Raw genomic sequence first — 15,632 nt, 5'->3', positions numbered from 1 at the left:
CCTTTTCATCTCATATACTTCAGCGGGATCAATTCCTCAATCTTCGTTTTCTTCAATTCTCCGTCCATTTTCAAAATCACGAAGCATTCAGGTGAGTAATCGGAGATAAGTTCCCTGCACATGCCGCATGGACTGACGACTTTCGGCTCCATCTTTCCTTCATCCGGATGCGGCTGCCGGACCGCTACGATTGTATGGAATTCGTTCTTCCCCTGAGCAATGGCATTTCCGATGGCAATCGCTTCCGCGCAGGCAGCAGTGAGCGGAAAGATATCCATCAGATGCCTTCCTTCTTCTTGTTGCCGCTCACAAAGTACCCCATCAATTCGAAAGTTTCTTCATCCGGCGCCGCTTCATACATCGCCTTAAAACGTGACACGGCTTCCTCTACCATCTTGGCATCGCCCGTCGCTTCTCCTGCATTGCGGATCAATTCCAAGTAAGTCCACGTCTCCTCCTTCGATTCGGGATAATGATGTGAATGAAGGAATACATCCGCGTCGAATGTGCTGAGGCGCGCCAATAACGATTCCACGTTGTCCCGGTCGTAGCTCCAGTCGCCGCTGTATAAATCCACCGATGTGCAATCTCCAAGAAACAGCACTTTTTCTTCCTTCACAAACACCACCACAGAATCCGGGGCATGATCTCCACCGATATGCTCGAGTACGACAGTTACACCGCCGAGGTCGATTTCCAGCCGCTCAGAAAATGTGATATCGGGAGATTGGATTGTAAGCCCGCTTCTATCCGGCATCTCTTTCTTCATCATATCGCGGCAAAAAGCAATCTCCTCACCGGTTTCCACCCGGGCATCGATTGCTTCATCGCTCCAGGACAACGTTTTTAAGTGTTCCAGCCGCTCTTTCGTCTGCTCGTGACTGATGGTTGTCAACCCCATCGTTTCCGTACCAAAGCTATGATCCCAATGCCAATGCGTCAGCGCCAAATACTTCAGTGGAGATGTTGCCGTTTCAGCAGCTTCAGCGAGAAAATCCCGTGCATGAGCTGGTGAATTGCCTGCATCTACCACTAGGCTGCATATGTCTCCTACAATCAGTCCGAGTGCCGGCCGGTCCGTCTCGTTTACCTGTTCTTTATAATAAACCCGATCTGTAATTTTCTTCAGCATGTCCATTCCTCATTTCCTGTTTGATTTCATTTTCTATATATCCCAAAAATTCGTCTACTTTCATGCTGTCCATCTCCTTATCCTTGCCACTGGCATAATTATCCGCAGCCAAGCGTACCAGTCCGTGCCACTCTTCCGGCAATTCGCCCAGTCCCCAGTCTCCCGCTTCTTTTTTTGAAGCAATCATGCGCTCCTTCACTGCCATCAGCACCCGAATGGCATTCAGCACGCTATAAACCGGATTTATCATTGGCGCTTTTCGGCAATCATCGAAGTCACTGAGAATCGCATCCACATAGTCTGGCCACGGGATTTCGGGCATTATCTTCGCGGCCGGCTCACCACAAATGCAGAATCCCCGGTGTTTCAGCACGGTCAGATGTGCAGCGAGATCCGGATCAGCAGCCGGCTGATCCGTCCGGTACCGCCATACTTCACTGAAATGGAAATCAAACGGTGATGGATGCTGCCACTTGGTCAATTGTTCTTTATTCATGACAGTTATTTCAATAGGAAGAGATTCCAGGGATCGGATCAACAAAATTTTCCGGAGTTGCTGCTTTTCATGCACTGAAAGCGGCTGTGCTGTAATAACCAGCACATCAGCATCACTCCTTGCCGGATTAAAGCCGCCCATTGCAAGTGAACCATGAATATAAAAACCGGCAAAGTTACCATTAAGCACAGTTCCTATTTCGCTCATCAATGTTCGGATAACAGCCTCTGCAGAAGGTGGAAGAAGCCGATAGTCCATCTTAAGAAAGTCATATTCGCCGCCATTGGTTTGTTGTTTAAAGACGGCTGTCTGACTGAACCCGTATTTTTCATAGAGCCGGATCGCACGCATGTTGAACGCAGCCACAGCCAGCGTTACCCGAAAGAAAGAAAAATGCGCTTTCGCAAATGCCAAGCCGGCTGCCAAAAATGAACTGCCGAGCCCTCGTCCGGTCAAATCCGGCCGCATTCCAAGACCAAGTTCAATGGTTTCGGCATCCTGGCGAGTAATACTGATAAAGCCGGCAAGCGCGCCCGCCATATATGCTGCGAAAACTATTCCTTTCCGCTCTGCGGGATCCAGAAATTCTTCCAAATCTCCCCGGTCCGCTTCCATGTCATAAAATGCGTACTGCCCGTCGTAATGCCATTTAAAAGCGATTTCCTGCGCCTCTTGTTGAGTCATCGTTAGGAACTGAAATTCCATATTCATTCACCTTCCTGCTTTCATTATACGATTTAGCAAAAAGAAAAAGCACTTCTATTAAGATGCTTCCATGCCTGTATGATCACAAACCGGTTGTTTTCAGCTTAATGGATTCTCCAGGCTCCTCATCGACTGCCTATCTTCTCCCCGCAGTCTTCTGATTTCTCTTCGTTTACTATGGGTTGCCCACGAAACCATAAGACGACTTGGTTTCATTTTTATAAAAAATTTCCGGATTTCATTTTCCCTGTAACGGGTAAAGTAAGGACTGGCACGAATAAGAACTGGAGGTTTTATAATGGCAAACGTACTTGCAGTATTATCAAGCGGATACAAAGATGAGGAACATATGTATGAGACCGGCTGGTGGGCAGAGGAGCTATTTGCGCCGATGAAGATTCTTCAGGAAGCGGGCCACCAAGTGGATCTTGCCTCCCCGCTCGGCGGCAAACCGACGATCGACCAGGCAAGCCTGAGTGAAGATGTGGACCCGGAACGGATCTACAAGGAATTGTATGAATCAGGAAAAGCGGATGAAACAAAAAAACTGGCAGATATCAATCCGGCCGATTATGACGCAGTACTGATTGTCGGCGGCCACGGGGCGATGTATGATCTTGCGAAAGATCAGGATCTTCACAACATCATCAATACAATTTACGATGCTGGCGGCATTGTCGGAGCGGAATGTCATGGACCGGCACCGCTGCTCCATACGATGCGGCCGAACGGCGAGAGCATTATCGCTGAAAAAAAAGTGACGGGTTATCCGGATGTAATTGAACCGGAAGGCCTTCTGGAGATTTTGCCATTCAGCCTCGAGCAGGAAATGCGTAAGATCAGTGATTATGACCAGGGCAATCTAGAGCAAAACGGTCATGCCGTCTGGGCCGACGATCAGATTGTTACAAGCCGGGATCCATTTTCCTCTGAACGGATGGGTGAAGAACTTGTAAAGGCACTCGGGAAGAAATAACACAGAAAGGACAGGCCGCCTGCAGACGGCCTGTCCTCTTTTTTTATTAAACTGATTGAGCCTCCAGCTCCATTTCACTTATCAGTTCCTCAGTTGTCACAATCATCGCGAATTCTTCATGTAGGGTTGCAAGCGACACATCGTGGATGGTTTGCGGATCATAATATGTGCCATGCTGATCCTCTAAGCCGAATGCCGCTGTTGCATCAGAGACCAAGTAAGTCGTGAATCCAAGGTTCCCGCTCATCCGCGTCGTTGTAGATACACAATGTGGGGTTGTTAGTCCAAAAATGACAGCAGTCGTAATCCCATTCTCTCTTAATATCTCTTCCAAGCCGGTTCCAATGAAGCTTGAGTTCACAGTTTTCGTGATGATCGTTTCACCTATAAGCGGCATCACCTCTTCCTGAAAGGCAAAACCTGCTCCCTCAGGGTGGAAGACAGAACCCGGCGTATCATTTCGGTGCCTGACGTGAATTATTTTCCAGCCCTTTTCCCGCCAGAGCTTCAGAATCTTCCCGGCGTTTTTCTCTGCATCCGGGTTGTTCCGTTCTCCCCATTTCGGATCATGAAAGGCTTTTTGGATATCGACCAAAATCAGCGCCCTGTTCCCCATGTTCACTATCCCCTTAGTCGTGATAACCGCTCAGTTTAATCAGCGCAGTCTCTGTTACTACAACGTCAACAGTGAATGCCAGGTTGCATTTACAGGCGCATAACCTGCGACTCGTTCATCTCCGCAACCCGCCTTAAACCGTTCGCCCGTTCTATAATGAATTGTTCCATATATCTTTCAAGAAACAGCCTGTCTGCCAGTTTTCCGGCAATGCCGAACGGGGACTGATACGAAAACACAGTTGTCATGCGGGTGCCGCCTTTGACCTCTTCAAATTCATGATGAGTTATAAATGACCGGAAAATCCCTTCCACCATTACATCTGTGAAATGGACCGGCTTTTCCATCTCTGTGATTACCGCTGATATGTATTGCCTGATTCCCAGATGTCGGCTCTCCCATATCACAGTATCTCCGCGTTCCAGCAAACCAGTAGTCATGCCAGCGACCGCCCATTGTTTCGGTTGGGGTGAAGCCATAGCGAACAGTTCAACATTCCGCGCCAAATCGAAACAGACGTCAATCGGTGCAGCTATCCTGATTTCATGCCTGATAACTGGCATTTGCCATCCTCCTTTCCATTAAAGAAATCCATTTATCACTCTTCCATACGTCTCGATAACGGATAAAGACCTACACTTTGGATGACTAGTGACAGGAAAACCACGGGATAAGACAGCAGAAGCAGTTTATTTGTATCGCCAAGTACCATCACACTCAATGTAAGCAATAAAAAGATGGACATGGATCCGCGAATTCCCGACCAGGAGATAAGAAACACTTTCTTCCAGTCCACCACGTGATGCAGCCCCCTGAATAACTGCATGGTTCCAAACACAACAAGAAACCGAACGACAAGAGACAATAACAAAATCCCCAAGGCAATCGCCCAATTCGCATATAATAAGAATTCCGTCGCAACGATGCCCAGTAGCAGGAACAGGATAATAAGCAGTGAGGGTTCTAACACTGACCAGAAACCATATAGTGATTTTCGATAATCCTTTTCTTTAATTCCGTGGGTGAATTGCCATGACAGCATGATACCCGCTGCAACAGTCGCCAGCACACCGGAAAAACCGAACTGCTCTGCAAGCTCAAATGCCCCATAAGCAATAATGATGCTGAGCATTACTTGATAGTCATGGTGGTGGGTAACATTCACAGCTTTACTTAAAAGCCAGCCGACCAGTAATCCCAAGGCCGCTCCGCCAATGGAAACATAAGCAAACTCATAGGCGAAAGAGCCAAAGTTAAACATATTGTGACTTATGTACATCTCAGCAAGCACGCTGAACAGCACAATGCTTGTACCATCATTGATCAGCGATTCTCCTTCTACGATGTTTGCAATATCTTCGTCAGACGCTGCTTGCTTCAGTATTGCTACTACGGATACCGGATCGGTCGGGGCCAGCACAGCTGCAACCACCATTGACTCAATGAAGGAGATCGGGAAAAAGAAATTGCCCAGGTAATAAATGCCCGCTCCTAACAAGAGAACCGTCAAAAGTAAACCCACTGTACTGAGCAGCCCGATCACTTTTGCATTTTCCCGTAACGCCTTTACAGAGACCTGGTAAGCAGAAGCAAACAGCAAGCCTGGAATGAAAATATGGTAAATAAGTGTTTCCGTCACTTCGATTTGAGTAAAGAACGGAATAAACGACAAACCAATGCCAACCAGCAACAAGGCGACAGGAATCGGAAAGTTCTTCTGTTTCTTATCCACCATAAAAACGACATAGCCGATACCTAACATTGCCATAATCGGTATCGTTGACATAGAAAATTCCTCCAGACAAATGTAAGTTATCCCTATTGTCCTCCAGTCTGAAAGCGAGCACAACCCCTACACCGTTTCATGATGATTACCAGTAGTCAGTTTTTGCTGACTGCTACCGCATACACCAATGCACCGGCAATACAGACAGCAATTCCCGCCAGCAATTTGCCGGACAGTGTTGACCATCTGACCGGTAGCCAGCTGATTGGGGCTTCATGCGCATAGACAGCACGAATCCACTTTCCTTCTTCTGTCTCTACGGCGATGGCCGTGTTTGCCGAAAAGCCATCAATGGTAAAATAATCTGTTCCTGTCGGGAAATAATTAGATGCATTCCCGAAAAAATCTCCTGTCATATCATTTGCCTGAGACGTAACTTCTCCAATTCGTTCTCCGATTTTACTTGAAGGAATCTCCTCTTCTGTAATCTCATAAATATTCCCATCCCATACAACAAAAAAATTCGCCCACTCAAGTGCACTGACTGCAGGCACGCTCAGAAAGAATAATGAAATAAAAAGCAGCATCGCTTTTTTCATTTCTCCACCTCCGTCAAGCTGTCTGACTGTAAACTTCTCATTCACGTTCCGTAAATGATCGTCAATGTCTGTTGCCCTGATAGACCGCAAATGAAAGAAACAAGACCAGTCACTCGCAGTACCGGTCGCTGACAGCAATCTGATCAATTGTTATTAATGAAAGCCCACAGCCGCCTCATTATTCCATGCAGCAGAATCAGCGAATTTGAATTTCTTTACCGGACTCGTGTAATGGAATCCGACGTGAACGCTGGAATTGATCTGCTCGCAGATCACTTCTTTATCTTCAGAAGTAAGGATGATATAGCCTTGTCCTTGACCGTACTGATTAAAGTGCCGCGCTGAATCCACAGCAATTCTGATATCACTGCGCTTGTTAACAGACCGAACCGTCGTGCCATTGTCCCTGTACTTTCCGTCTTCCATCAAGTTGTAACTTTCAAGCCTCCAGCCATCCGGCCAATCCACTTGTACCGCATTCCGATTTGCCAAAATGGGGTTCTTGTCCAAGTCAAACATGAAATATATTTTAAATACCGTATCGCCATTTTCATCGAGCCCAGCATTCACTGCCGCTACCTGTATTTCGGAATTCTCCTGAGTCGGAGAACTGGCATATGCAATCTTAAAACCTGTGGCTATGACTAGAAGCAGTACCGCCAGTAGCATTGCAGCATTTTTCATGATTTTTTCGCCCCCATTCCCATTTTCTTTCCGCTTAGTTCACTGTAATGAAACAGTCAAAGAGGATTTTTCACAGCTTATCCGCTCCATGTTTTCCTTCTATAAGGTTTTGTACGATTAAGGCTATCAAATAGTTTCACCGGTTGGGTTTTAAAAAAAAAACACCTGGCAGCCGCCAGGTGTTCAACTCCTCTTATCGTACGTTTTTATTTCCGCTGCTCTTCCGCATATAACATAAACAGCCCCAACAACACAATCACCATTAGAACACCGTATACAAGGACGGGCCAGAGTGACTCACCAGGCAAGAACACGATCCCATCTCCTTCCTTATTATCGGATTCCCCTCTTTTTATAGTCAGACTATTTCTCTTTCTTTAATTGTACCAATACTTCCAATAATTTCAAAGGATACTCCTGGGAATTTTAAAAATACATAGTTGAGCTCATTTCATAAGTTCCCGTTCCTCCTAGATGAAAAGGGAATGGTTTCTATAATCGGATAAAAGTCAGGCAGCGGCTTTATTTGCTTCATTGACCCGTTTCAGCTGATCGGCTGCCATTCGGCAGGCTTTGTGGACAAGGGTAACCAATTGAAAAAGGATTTTTGCTTTTTTGCCGGTGTGATGCCGCATTTTCTTGTCATTATTCAGCGCCTGGCAGAGTATGTTGGTGTCCGCAAGTTCTAATGGACGCAAGTGAATTTTACTGCCTCCCAGCACTTTTACGTTTGAAGCCATCAACAAGTTCCTTCCCATTTTATCTTCATTCAAGCCGAAGCCAGCTATTCAGGAACTCTTGCTGATCGCCTTCAAGTTGTTCTTCAAAGAACACAGCAAATGTTTCCGCATCTACGTACTCGTACTTAAATTCCTTGTAATAAGCAGACAGGAATTCAAACGCTTTTTCTTCTCCGCCATTCGCTTCAAAGTATTCCTGTAAAAGCAGCGGCACTTTGCCATAGACGGTTGCGTAATAGTCCATTTCTCCAAACTCATCCAAGCGTACATTGGCAAACTCAGTAATGGAATTCGACTCGGTCAATCGCTCGGAAAGCTCAAAACCCTTGGCATCCCCCATCTCTTCCAAGTACATGGCTGATGCCCACTCGGTGAGGCCCTCATCAAGGAACGCATCGCTGAACGGATCATTTGATACCAGATAGTAGAACCATTGGTGGCCGATTTCATGAACGAGTGTTGACCTGAAATCATCCGGTGCGTCACGCACTTCAATGATGTTCGGATATTCCATCGCCCCGTTATTCGCGATAATATCCAGCTGTGCGGCCGGGTTATCTCCGATCTTTTGTTCAAAAAAAGCAAATGCATTTTCTGCTGAAATCGCAACCTTATCTATATAATCCGAACCGGCAGGCATGAAAATCCGCAATTCCGTGTCATTTGCAGTCGTTGTCTCCTTCACCCAATTTTCAGGATCCATAAATGCGATGTAAAAATCCTTGATTTGCTCGCCCTCAACTGTACCTGACGATACTGGTTTCGTTTCATCATCAACTGCGGAGCTCGCAACAAGGAATTCACGGGGCAGTTCATAATTGATCACATAATTGCCGTAACCTGTCTCATATGATTCCCCTTTAAGATTGAAGTCCTCGATTTTCCAGCCTTCGTCATAGCGTCCAAGCATCGGATACCAATGAGCGAGAAAGAAACTGCCATCCACCTTAGATAGCCGGACGCCATTTTCAGGCAGGCCAAGTGTATATTCGGCTTCCACCATTTGCTCCGCTCCCGGTTCGAGCGGTTCAGTCAGCTGCAGCAAAAGACGGCCGCTGTCGAGTTCATAAGGGACTTCTTCCTCTTCAATTTTAATACCGATGATGTCAGCAATTGCCGGTTCTTCAAGAAACAGCGGCTTGTTCTCTTCTGTAAACGCGTTCGGCACAAAATGAAAGCCGAGGTCCTGCCAAGCTTCCTCTGTCTCATTGGTCACACGCACCTGCACATTCATACGGAAAAGTCCCTCTTCATCCATCACCATGGAAATCCCGTAAGCCGGACTTCCTTCAATGTCTTCCAATTGAACTGCAGTGAGTTCTGGCACCGGTTCTTCTGTTTCGGCCGGTTCCTCTACTGATTCTTCTGTCGATTCTTTGACTTCCGCAATATCCGGTACTACCGATTCTTCTTCGATCGGTTCTGCTTCTTCCGTTTCCTGTCCGGCATTGCAACCGCTCAAAATCAGGGCTGTCATGATCAATGACATGTATTTCTTTCCGTGCATCTCTCGGCCTCCCCATTTTTCGTTTCGACTGTCTTTTCTTTCTGTACCGGCACTGCAAAATCCTTGTCGTTCAATAAATCCAATGGATATCCATTACGACTGAATATTTCTACCCTTCAACCAACGGAATGTAAGGAATTTTTTTCCCGTTTACAATCGCAATATTTAATTCCGTATCGGTAGTGTAAATGACCGTTCCAACAGGAAGGACATTCGCTGTCCCATCTTTAAATTCTTCAGGTTCTGTCGCCTGGGCCGTGACTTCACCGACTTCTTCTCCGAGAACATATTCCCGCTCCTGTACCCAATCGATCTCTTCTCCATTCAAATACACGATGTCATCAAGGAGGAAGATATCTTCCCTGCCTTCATCCAGCACTTCTTCCACAGTTGGATTGCCGATTGTTTCGGTCATTATTTGCTGACCGCTGCATCCTGCTGACAGCAGCAGTAAACCGGTCCATAGAGTTCGCATGGTTTTCACATCCCCTTATTGCTGTTAGACGAAATGAGCAGGCAAGAGTTTCAAAAAATACCCATCAGAAAAGGATGACCCCCATTGGGCCACCCCTTTATCGTTTCGTTATTGTTCTTCCGTATCTTCATCCACTTCTTTAATCTCCAAGGTCGCGGCTTCTTCCGATCCAACCGGAAGAGCCCCAGGTGTCGAATAAAATATTTTCTTCTTATTGCCGCTGGCGTATGATTTCAGCAGTTCGCCGATGTCGATGCCTGTCATCTCTCTCAGCGGCTCCTGCATATCGACCATCGTTTTTGTCACGCTCTTGCCGAACGATGGAATGCCTTGGCCATTGCCGGAATCGATGATTTTCACTGAATCGATATTATTGAGCGGCTGTGCCACTTTTTCTGCAAAGACCGGCAGCATGTCGATAAGTTTCTCCGTGATAATCACATCGCCGTGTTCTTCCATCGCTTCGGCCAATAATTTCCGGGATTCCGCTTCCGCTTTCCCGCGTTCACGGATGACTTCCGCTTCCGCAGCCCCTTCTTCCCGGCGGATTTTCGCCTTCGCTTCACCGGCAATCGCCGCTTTGCGGGCCTCCGCTTCTGCAGCGCGGGTGGTTTCATAGTAGGTCGCGTCGGCTTTCGTTTTACGGACCTTGCTTTCTTCCGCTTCCAGTTGAACCGCGCGTTCACGTTCCATGAATCTCAGGTTCAATTGCTCGTCCTGTACTTCTTTTGCAAGTTTTGCTCTTTCAAGCTCATAGGACTGTTCTGATTTCGCACGCGCGCGTTCCGTCTCTTCTTTGAACGCGGCGTCCTGGATGTCTTTATGCTTTTTGGATTCAGCAATCGCAATCTGCCGGATATACTCTTCTTCTTTCGCTTCCTGATCTGTCCGTGCCCGATGGATCCGCGTTTCACGCTCCGTATTCGCCTCGGCGATTTCCGCCTGCTTGCGCACTTCTGCAATCCGTGGCCGGCCGAGATTCTCAAGATAGCCGTTCTGCTCATCGGCATCCCGGAGATCCGTCAATCCGAGGGAAGTGATTTTAAAGCCCATGAGATCGAGTTGCTTCTGGGCGACTTCCTGAACGTCCGTGTTGAATTTTTCACGGTCACTATTGATGTCTTCCACCGTCATTTTCGATAGGATCGCCCGCAGGTTACTTCCAAGCACTTCGATGATTTCCGTCTCGATTTCCGCCTGTGCTTTTCCAAGGAATTGCTCCGCGTAATTGGCGATTCCGTTCAGGGTATCCGCCACTTTCACCATCGCCACGGCATCCGCTACGATCGGCACGCCCGCGTTCGTATAGACGCGCGGTGTTGACAGTTTCAATTGAAATGAGGTCAGGTTGACCGGCGTTGATGTCTGGAACCGCTTGAGGCGATAACCACCCCCGCGGATGATCTTCATCGACCGGCCTTCGTCATCCGTGAAAATGTTACGGTCTTTCTCCGGATCACCGAGTTTCGGCCCTGTAATGATCAACGCTTCATTTGATTTTGCTGTCCGGTACCGGAGCTTCATCCAAAAGAAATACCCGACCCCCGCGAGCGCTGCCACAATCAGCAACACGATAATGAATGTGATAATTCCTGCTGTTTCCATTCGTTCTCCCCCTTAGTATGTATTGCTTGCTTACTTGTAGTACGAACTTCAATGTTGAAAGTTTCAAAAAAGTAATTATTTTTCCAATTAATTTAGCTGTTTCATCCATTTTCTCTTCTAAGAAAGGACGAGCTCCATGTGAAAGTGGAAACTTCGAGCCCCTTAACTAAAATTAAGAAATCCATGCCCAAGTCAAAAACAGGCGAAGAAAAATCCAAGATTCTTCTCCGCCTGTTTTTTGAGGCTGTTTTCTTAGAAATTCATCTGCTGACGAACCGCTTATTGTGGTTTTTTTAGCGGGATCTCGACATCTCCTTCGATAACAGTCGGGTAAGCGGTCAATTCGATGGCAAGCGGACCTGTATAGTCTTCGTCGAGCATAACTTCCCAATACTCTCTGTTTCCATCCTGATACATGCCGATGGCAGACAAATTGATTTGTTTGCCGGTTGCATCCGTCACTTGACCGAACATATCGTACGTATGCCCATCGTCCGCCTGATCTTCCATGTAAAATCGGATAAGGCCATTTGACACTTCATCAAGCTTTAATTGTCCGTCTGACGGACTGCGGAGGAGAACTTCACTTTCAGTATCGACAACAACCGCCGCGTTTTCTTGGTCCACAGCCTGCAACTTCCCGATTTTCAGAACCAATTCTTCCGGTGTTTCGAAGTAATTGCTTTGCAGATAGTAAGTTACATCTGCTCCCTGTTCGCCTGTCGATGTCAATCCGTTCGCGATGGAACTCCAGATTTCTCCTGTTTCGTCCACGAGACGCATATCTTCAATATTCAAGATTTTCATTGAGTTATCCGAATCGAATTTAATATCAACAGCCACCTGCAGCGGGTGGATGGTCACCGTTTCCACTGTAAATGCCTGTCCTTCGATGCTCGCGGATTGGTTCACATCAAACCGGATTGGGGGGTTCGGCGGTTCCGGAACCTCGAACGGCACCAAGAATCCGATTTTTTCTTTTCCCAGACCCACTTCAAGTCCCAGCGTAAAATCAAGACTGTCATACTGAACAAGTTCCGAAAAACGGTATTCGATCACATCCGTATAGACAGTCGGCGATTCCCCGTTATGCGGAAATCCATAACCGATGCTCGCGGGCGGCAGCTCTTGGCCTCCATTTTCAATGGATGGCCGCCTGATGGTCACGTGTTCCAAAGACTTCGGAGACGTCAGCGTGTAATGAACGTTGATCCCCGATTCGTCGAGTATGACCCCGTCAATAGTCAGTGTCACCTTTTCCTTGGTCTGTGAAACGCCAATGTTCTGGACATAGTCGTTTTCGACGATGCTCCGCAGCCCTTTATCGTACCGGATCATTTCAACGAAGCGTTCCATTCCAGGAATCGATGCGACGGATGAGGCGAACGCCGGCGATACCCGGATCGAAGTGACCAACGCAAGAAACAGAACAGCCGCTGCAGCGAACATCAACAATCCTCGCTTCCGTTTTCTGCGCTTCTGCTCCTGTTCCCGTTTTGCCCGGGCCATGCCTTGCAGAATAGCACCATCCGCTTTGTTCAGCGGCAGTTCTGTCGCTTCAATCCGCTTCCGGAGCTCATTGAGTTTTGCTTCTTCCCGTTCTGCCATGGTCGCTCCCTCCTTTGTCATCGAAATGCTTCCGCAATGTGCGAAGTGTTTTATGGAGTCTCGATTTGACTGTTCCTTCCGGAATCTGTTCCTGCCTTGCCAAGTCTTTGATTTTCACGTCCTGGAAGTACTTTAAGTAAATCAGCTGCTGTTCTTCCGGTGATAGTATCGCTAAGGCTTCCTGCAGCTCGAGCCGTGAAAAATCATCCGTCACCGCTGTGTCGGCAACCCGATCCTGTGATATAAACCGCTTGTTCTTTTTCAGCTGATCCTGACAATAATTGATCATGATGCGGATGAGCCACGTTTTTATGTAAGCAGGTTCTTTCACGGTCCGTCTTTTCTTATACGCACGGTACGTCACTTCCTGGAGTGCTTCAAGCGCTTCATACTCATTTTTCAAAAAGGCAAGTGCAGTTCTTAGCAGATCTTTTTTGTGCAATTGCATCACAGCCAAAAACGCCTCATCATCCCCGGCAATCGCTTTTTGGGCCAATTCCCTGTCATCCACTCCGGCACCTCCTTCGTTTTGTCTGTATCCATTAGACACACCGGGAAGAAAAAAGTTCAGCGAAAATCAAAAAACGGCAAAAAAAATCCCAGTTCGTACAGAACTGAGTGAATTCGGTTATCTATCAACCCCTGCATATCAGTTATGCTCAACTACATATTCCAGTAACTTCAGAAACTCCGGTTCCGGTTTCATAGTTTTCACGCCTTCAGTTGATTGCAGAAAAACATCTCCACCTTCCGGCTGTGCCACTTTTACCTCTAAGGTGCCAAAATCAATAACCGCCAGTTCTTCGCTCAGATCCGCAGCATCTTCCCAGTCGTTTCCTGCATTTACGAAATCAGTCAAGACGCGGATGATGTCGGGGTCTTCCGTTCGGCTGCAGTGGTCGTCCTCTTCAGTCTGATAAATGCAGATGCTGTCCGGTGCCTCTTCCAGCCAGACGGACTGTGTCCTAATTTGGGTTTGATCAAATATGATTTCTGTTTTATCATCGAATTGGTTATAGCCTCCGGAAATCCACAGTTCACCATCGAAACCATCTTTACGCCACCGGGTCATAAATCCGCTCGAATCATTGCTGACGTCAGGGTCATCGAGGGCTGATTCTTCATGTACCAGCCGCCAGCCCAGCCCGGGAAATGTATCGAGATAGAAGCCCCGGACTTCCTGCCATTCATTCCCTTGCAGCGTGTACTGATGTTCCTGCGGTTCAAGCCCTTCATACAAGGGAATATCCTCATGCTCTTCCGGTATGATCGACATTCCTTCATACGTATCATCGGTCAGCCGGCTGTATCCCAACCAAGCTGCAGCAATGGAAACAATCACGAGACATGCCAGTATGAGTCGTGCCATTCCACACTTCCCCTTTCCGTGCCCTTATCTTTTCCGTTTCCCGCAGTCCATCCGAGTAAATAACGTTGACCTTCCTGATACATTTCAACTATTTGTCACTTCATTTCGGCTGCCATCCATCTTTAATGGCTGAAAGGTCTATCAACTTATTCTCATCATACCGTTAGCTGGAGTCATTTGGTAGCTGGGTGGAAAAAATCATGATCAAGCCCTGAGCGGAAATGACTGCTTTTGTCAAAAAAAGTTAACCAAAAAAACCGGCAGCGAATAACAATCCATTACTCGCTGCCTGCTCTTATTAAAGTGACTTATCTTATCCGGATTTCAAAGCGGGGTGTTTCCCCCGCTCTTTTTTCTCGAGAGAAATTACTGCTTTAAATGAATCCAGTTATTTCCCCGAATCCTGCAGTTCCTTTAATCGCCGCAAGCCCTCCGCTTGATCGAATGTACTGAACCAGCGGAATTCATCACTATCCAGGATGCGGTAATGATTGCTAATCAGGTTTTGCTGCAGACGGAAATCCTGCCGGTGTTCGATATCTTTCCACCAGACTTTCCCGCCCCTTGTCCTGCCTTTCGGGAATGCTGCGTCTTTATTGCTGAACATATGAACGAATTCCATCGGACGGTCTCCAATAATCGAGTTAAGTAACTCGCTATTATTGAAAAGTGCACAGAACGCAACGACGGTGGTCCAATTGGCATCCATCCGCCCTTTTTCAATCTGAACCAATGTTTTCTTGGAGATGCCTAAGATTTCCGCCATTTTATCTTGTGATAAATCCTGTTCAGTCCGCACCAATTTCATTTTGCCTGATATCAGGCCGATAAACTCTTCTTTGTCCATAAGTACCCAGCCTCCTCATATGTGTATTTTTACACTCATTAGGCTTTCGGTCAATCTCTCATTTGACATCCTCTTATAAGACAATAAAAAAACAGCCTTAACTGGCGGCTGCCCGTTTTCGATTTTTATTCATTCAATTTCTTTTGTTTCTGTATGGCAAACTATTTTCAAAATCTAAATGAAAATTCTTTTTGCGGTATTTCATGACGGATCAATTCCGCGGATTTGATCGACCACTTCACCTTTTTCTTTGCTAATGTAGTAGATGGCGGCAGGAGTATTTTTTATTGCCGGATTGCCCTCTGCTTCGATGCTGACTGCCCATGCTCCCACATCTTTATTAAGCGTTTTGGAATACTGATAGACTGGCGCTGTTTCTTCCCCAAAGCGGGTCCATAGTTCAGGAGACCCAAAGCCGTCAGCTGCTGCCTGCTCCAATGCGATTTCTTCCGCTTCACTCTGTGATATCCCGCTTTCTATAGAACAGGCAGCCAGCAATGCAGCAAGCAGCAGTATGAGTATCCCTTTATTCATCCAATCTTCCTTT

General features: G+C 47.0%; 18 protein-coding genes. 1 reads left to right on the top strand and 17 read right to left on the bottom strand.

Annotated elements, in window-relative coordinates; translation table 11 throughout:
- Nucleotides 1–5 precede the first annotated feature (5 nt).
- The 3 genes from B0X71_RS05550 to B0X71_RS21355 are packed head-to-tail and all read right to left on the bottom strand — an operon-like array spanning nt 6 to nt 2,339.
- Nucleotides 6–278, bottom strand: a complete 273-nt coding sequence (locus B0X71_RS05550; RefSeq protein WP_077588498.1) for a cytidine/deoxycytidylate deaminase family protein — start codon at nt 276–278, stop codon at nt 6–8.
- A complete protein-coding gene (locus tag B0X71_RS05545) occupies nt 278–1,132 on the bottom strand; it encodes an MBL fold metallo-hydrolase (protein WP_232336794.1) in 855 nt (284 codons plus the stop codon). The genes B0X71_RS05550 and B0X71_RS05545 overlap by 1 nt, the downstream gene beginning before the upstream one ends.
- Entirely contained in the window at nt 1,098–2,339 is a 1,242-nt protein-coding gene (locus B0X71_RS21355; protein WP_232336793.1) for a GNAT family N-acetyltransferase, read from the bottom strand. Before B0X71_RS21355 ends, B0X71_RS05545 begins: the two co-directional genes overlap by 35 nt.
- 292 nt (nt 2,340–2,631) lie before the next feature.
- On the opposite strand from B0X71_RS21355, the gene B0X71_RS05535 reads away from it, so the two are divergent.
- Nucleotides 2,632–3,309 (top strand): type 1 glutamine amidotransferase domain-containing protein, encoded by a 678-nt coding sequence (locus tag B0X71_RS05535; RefSeq protein WP_077588497.1) that lies wholly within the window; start codon nt 2,632–2,634, stop codon nt 3,307–3,309.
- Between the two features lie 46 nt (nt 3,310–3,355).
- Here the strand turns inward: B0X71_RS05535 and B0X71_RS05530 are convergent, their stop codons facing one another.
- From B0X71_RS05530 to B0X71_RS05465, 14 genes are all read right to left on the bottom strand, one after another.
- On the bottom strand, nt 3,356–3,925 hold the full coding sequence (locus B0X71_RS05530; protein WP_077588496.1) for a cysteine hydrolase family protein: 570 nt from the start codon (nt 3,923–3,925) through the stop codon (nt 3,356–3,358).
- An 89-nt stretch (nt 3,926–4,014) separates the two neighbouring features.
- Nucleotides 4,015–4,488, bottom strand: coding sequence for an SRPBCC family protein (locus tag B0X71_RS05525; RefSeq protein WP_077588495.1), 474 nt, complete (start codon nt 4,486–4,488; stop codon nt 4,015–4,017).
- A gap of 35 nt (nt 4,489–4,523) precedes the next feature.
- A complete protein-coding gene (locus B0X71_RS05520; RefSeq protein WP_077588494.1) occupies nt 4,524–5,711 on the bottom strand; it encodes a cation:proton antiporter in 1,188 nt (395 codons plus the stop codon).
- Nucleotides 5,712–5,806: 95 nt separating this feature from the next.
- Nucleotides 5,807–6,250 (bottom strand): hypothetical protein, encoded by a 444-nt coding sequence (locus tag B0X71_RS05515; RefSeq protein WP_077588493.1) that lies wholly within the window; start codon nt 6,248–6,250, stop codon nt 5,807–5,809.
- A 153-nt stretch (nt 6,251–6,403) separates the two neighbouring features.
- Complete coding sequence (locus tag B0X71_RS05510) at nt 6,404–6,934, bottom strand: hypothetical protein (RefSeq protein ID WP_077588492.1); 531 nt, start codon at nt 6,932–6,934, stop codon at nt 6,404–6,406.
- A gap of 509 nt (nt 6,935–7,443) precedes the next feature.
- Nucleotides 7,444–7,674 carry a hypothetical protein gene (locus B0X71_RS05505; protein ID WP_077588491.1) on the bottom strand — a complete coding sequence of 77 codons (231 nt, stop codon included), beginning with the start codon at nt 7,672–7,674 and terminating at the stop codon, nt 7,444–7,446.
- A 25-nt stretch (nt 7,675–7,699) separates the two neighbouring features.
- Nucleotides 7,700–9,181, bottom strand: coding sequence for a M1 family aminopeptidase (locus tag B0X71_RS05500; protein ID WP_077588490.1), 1,482 nt, complete (start codon nt 9,179–9,181; stop codon nt 7,700–7,702).
- A gap of 109 nt (nt 9,182–9,290) precedes the next feature.
- Entirely contained in the window at nt 9,291–9,656 is a 366-nt protein-coding gene (locus B0X71_RS05495; protein ID WP_077588489.1) for a hypothetical protein, read from the bottom strand.
- Nucleotides 9,657–9,764: 108 nt separating this feature from the next.
- On the bottom strand, nt 9,765–11,261 hold the full coding sequence (locus B0X71_RS05490; RefSeq protein ID WP_077588488.1) for a flotillin family protein: 1,497 nt from the start codon (nt 11,259–11,261) through the stop codon (nt 9,765–9,767).
- A gap of 279 nt (nt 11,262–11,540) precedes the next feature.
- A complete protein-coding gene (locus B0X71_RS05485) occupies nt 11,541–12,869 on the bottom strand; it encodes a DUF4179 domain-containing protein (RefSeq protein ID WP_198038691.1) in 1,329 nt (442 codons plus the stop codon).
- Nucleotides 12,838–13,380 (bottom strand): RNA polymerase sigma factor, encoded by a 543-nt coding sequence (locus B0X71_RS05480; protein ID WP_077588486.1) that lies wholly within the window; start codon nt 13,378–13,380, stop codon nt 12,838–12,840. Before B0X71_RS05480 ends, B0X71_RS05485 begins: the two co-directional genes overlap by 32 nt.
- Before the next feature lie 138 nt (nt 13,381–13,518).
- On the bottom strand, nt 13,519–14,238 hold the full coding sequence (locus B0X71_RS05475; protein WP_077588485.1) for a hypothetical protein: 720 nt from the start codon (nt 14,236–14,238) through the stop codon (nt 13,519–13,521).
- 388 nt (nt 14,239–14,626) lie between these two features.
- Entirely contained in the window at nt 14,627–15,085 is a 459-nt protein-coding gene (locus tag B0X71_RS05470; protein WP_077588484.1) for a helix-turn-helix transcriptional regulator, read from the bottom strand.
- A 201-nt stretch (nt 15,086–15,286) separates the two neighbouring features.
- Nucleotides 15,287–15,619: a hypothetical protein gene (locus B0X71_RS05465; protein ID WP_077588483.1), complete on the bottom strand. Its 333-nt coding sequence runs from the start codon at nt 15,617–15,619 to the stop codon at nt 15,287–15,289.
- Nucleotides 15,620–15,632: the final 13 nt, after the last annotated feature.

Origin of the sequence: Planococcus lenghuensis (assembly GCF_001999905.1) — a bacterium.
Classification (GTDB): Bacteria; Bacillota; Bacilli; order Bacillales_A; family Planococcaceae; genus Indiicoccus; species Indiicoccus lenghuensis.
Note: the sequence above shows the minus strand (reverse complement) of the source record. Positions and strands in the feature narration are given on the sequence as shown.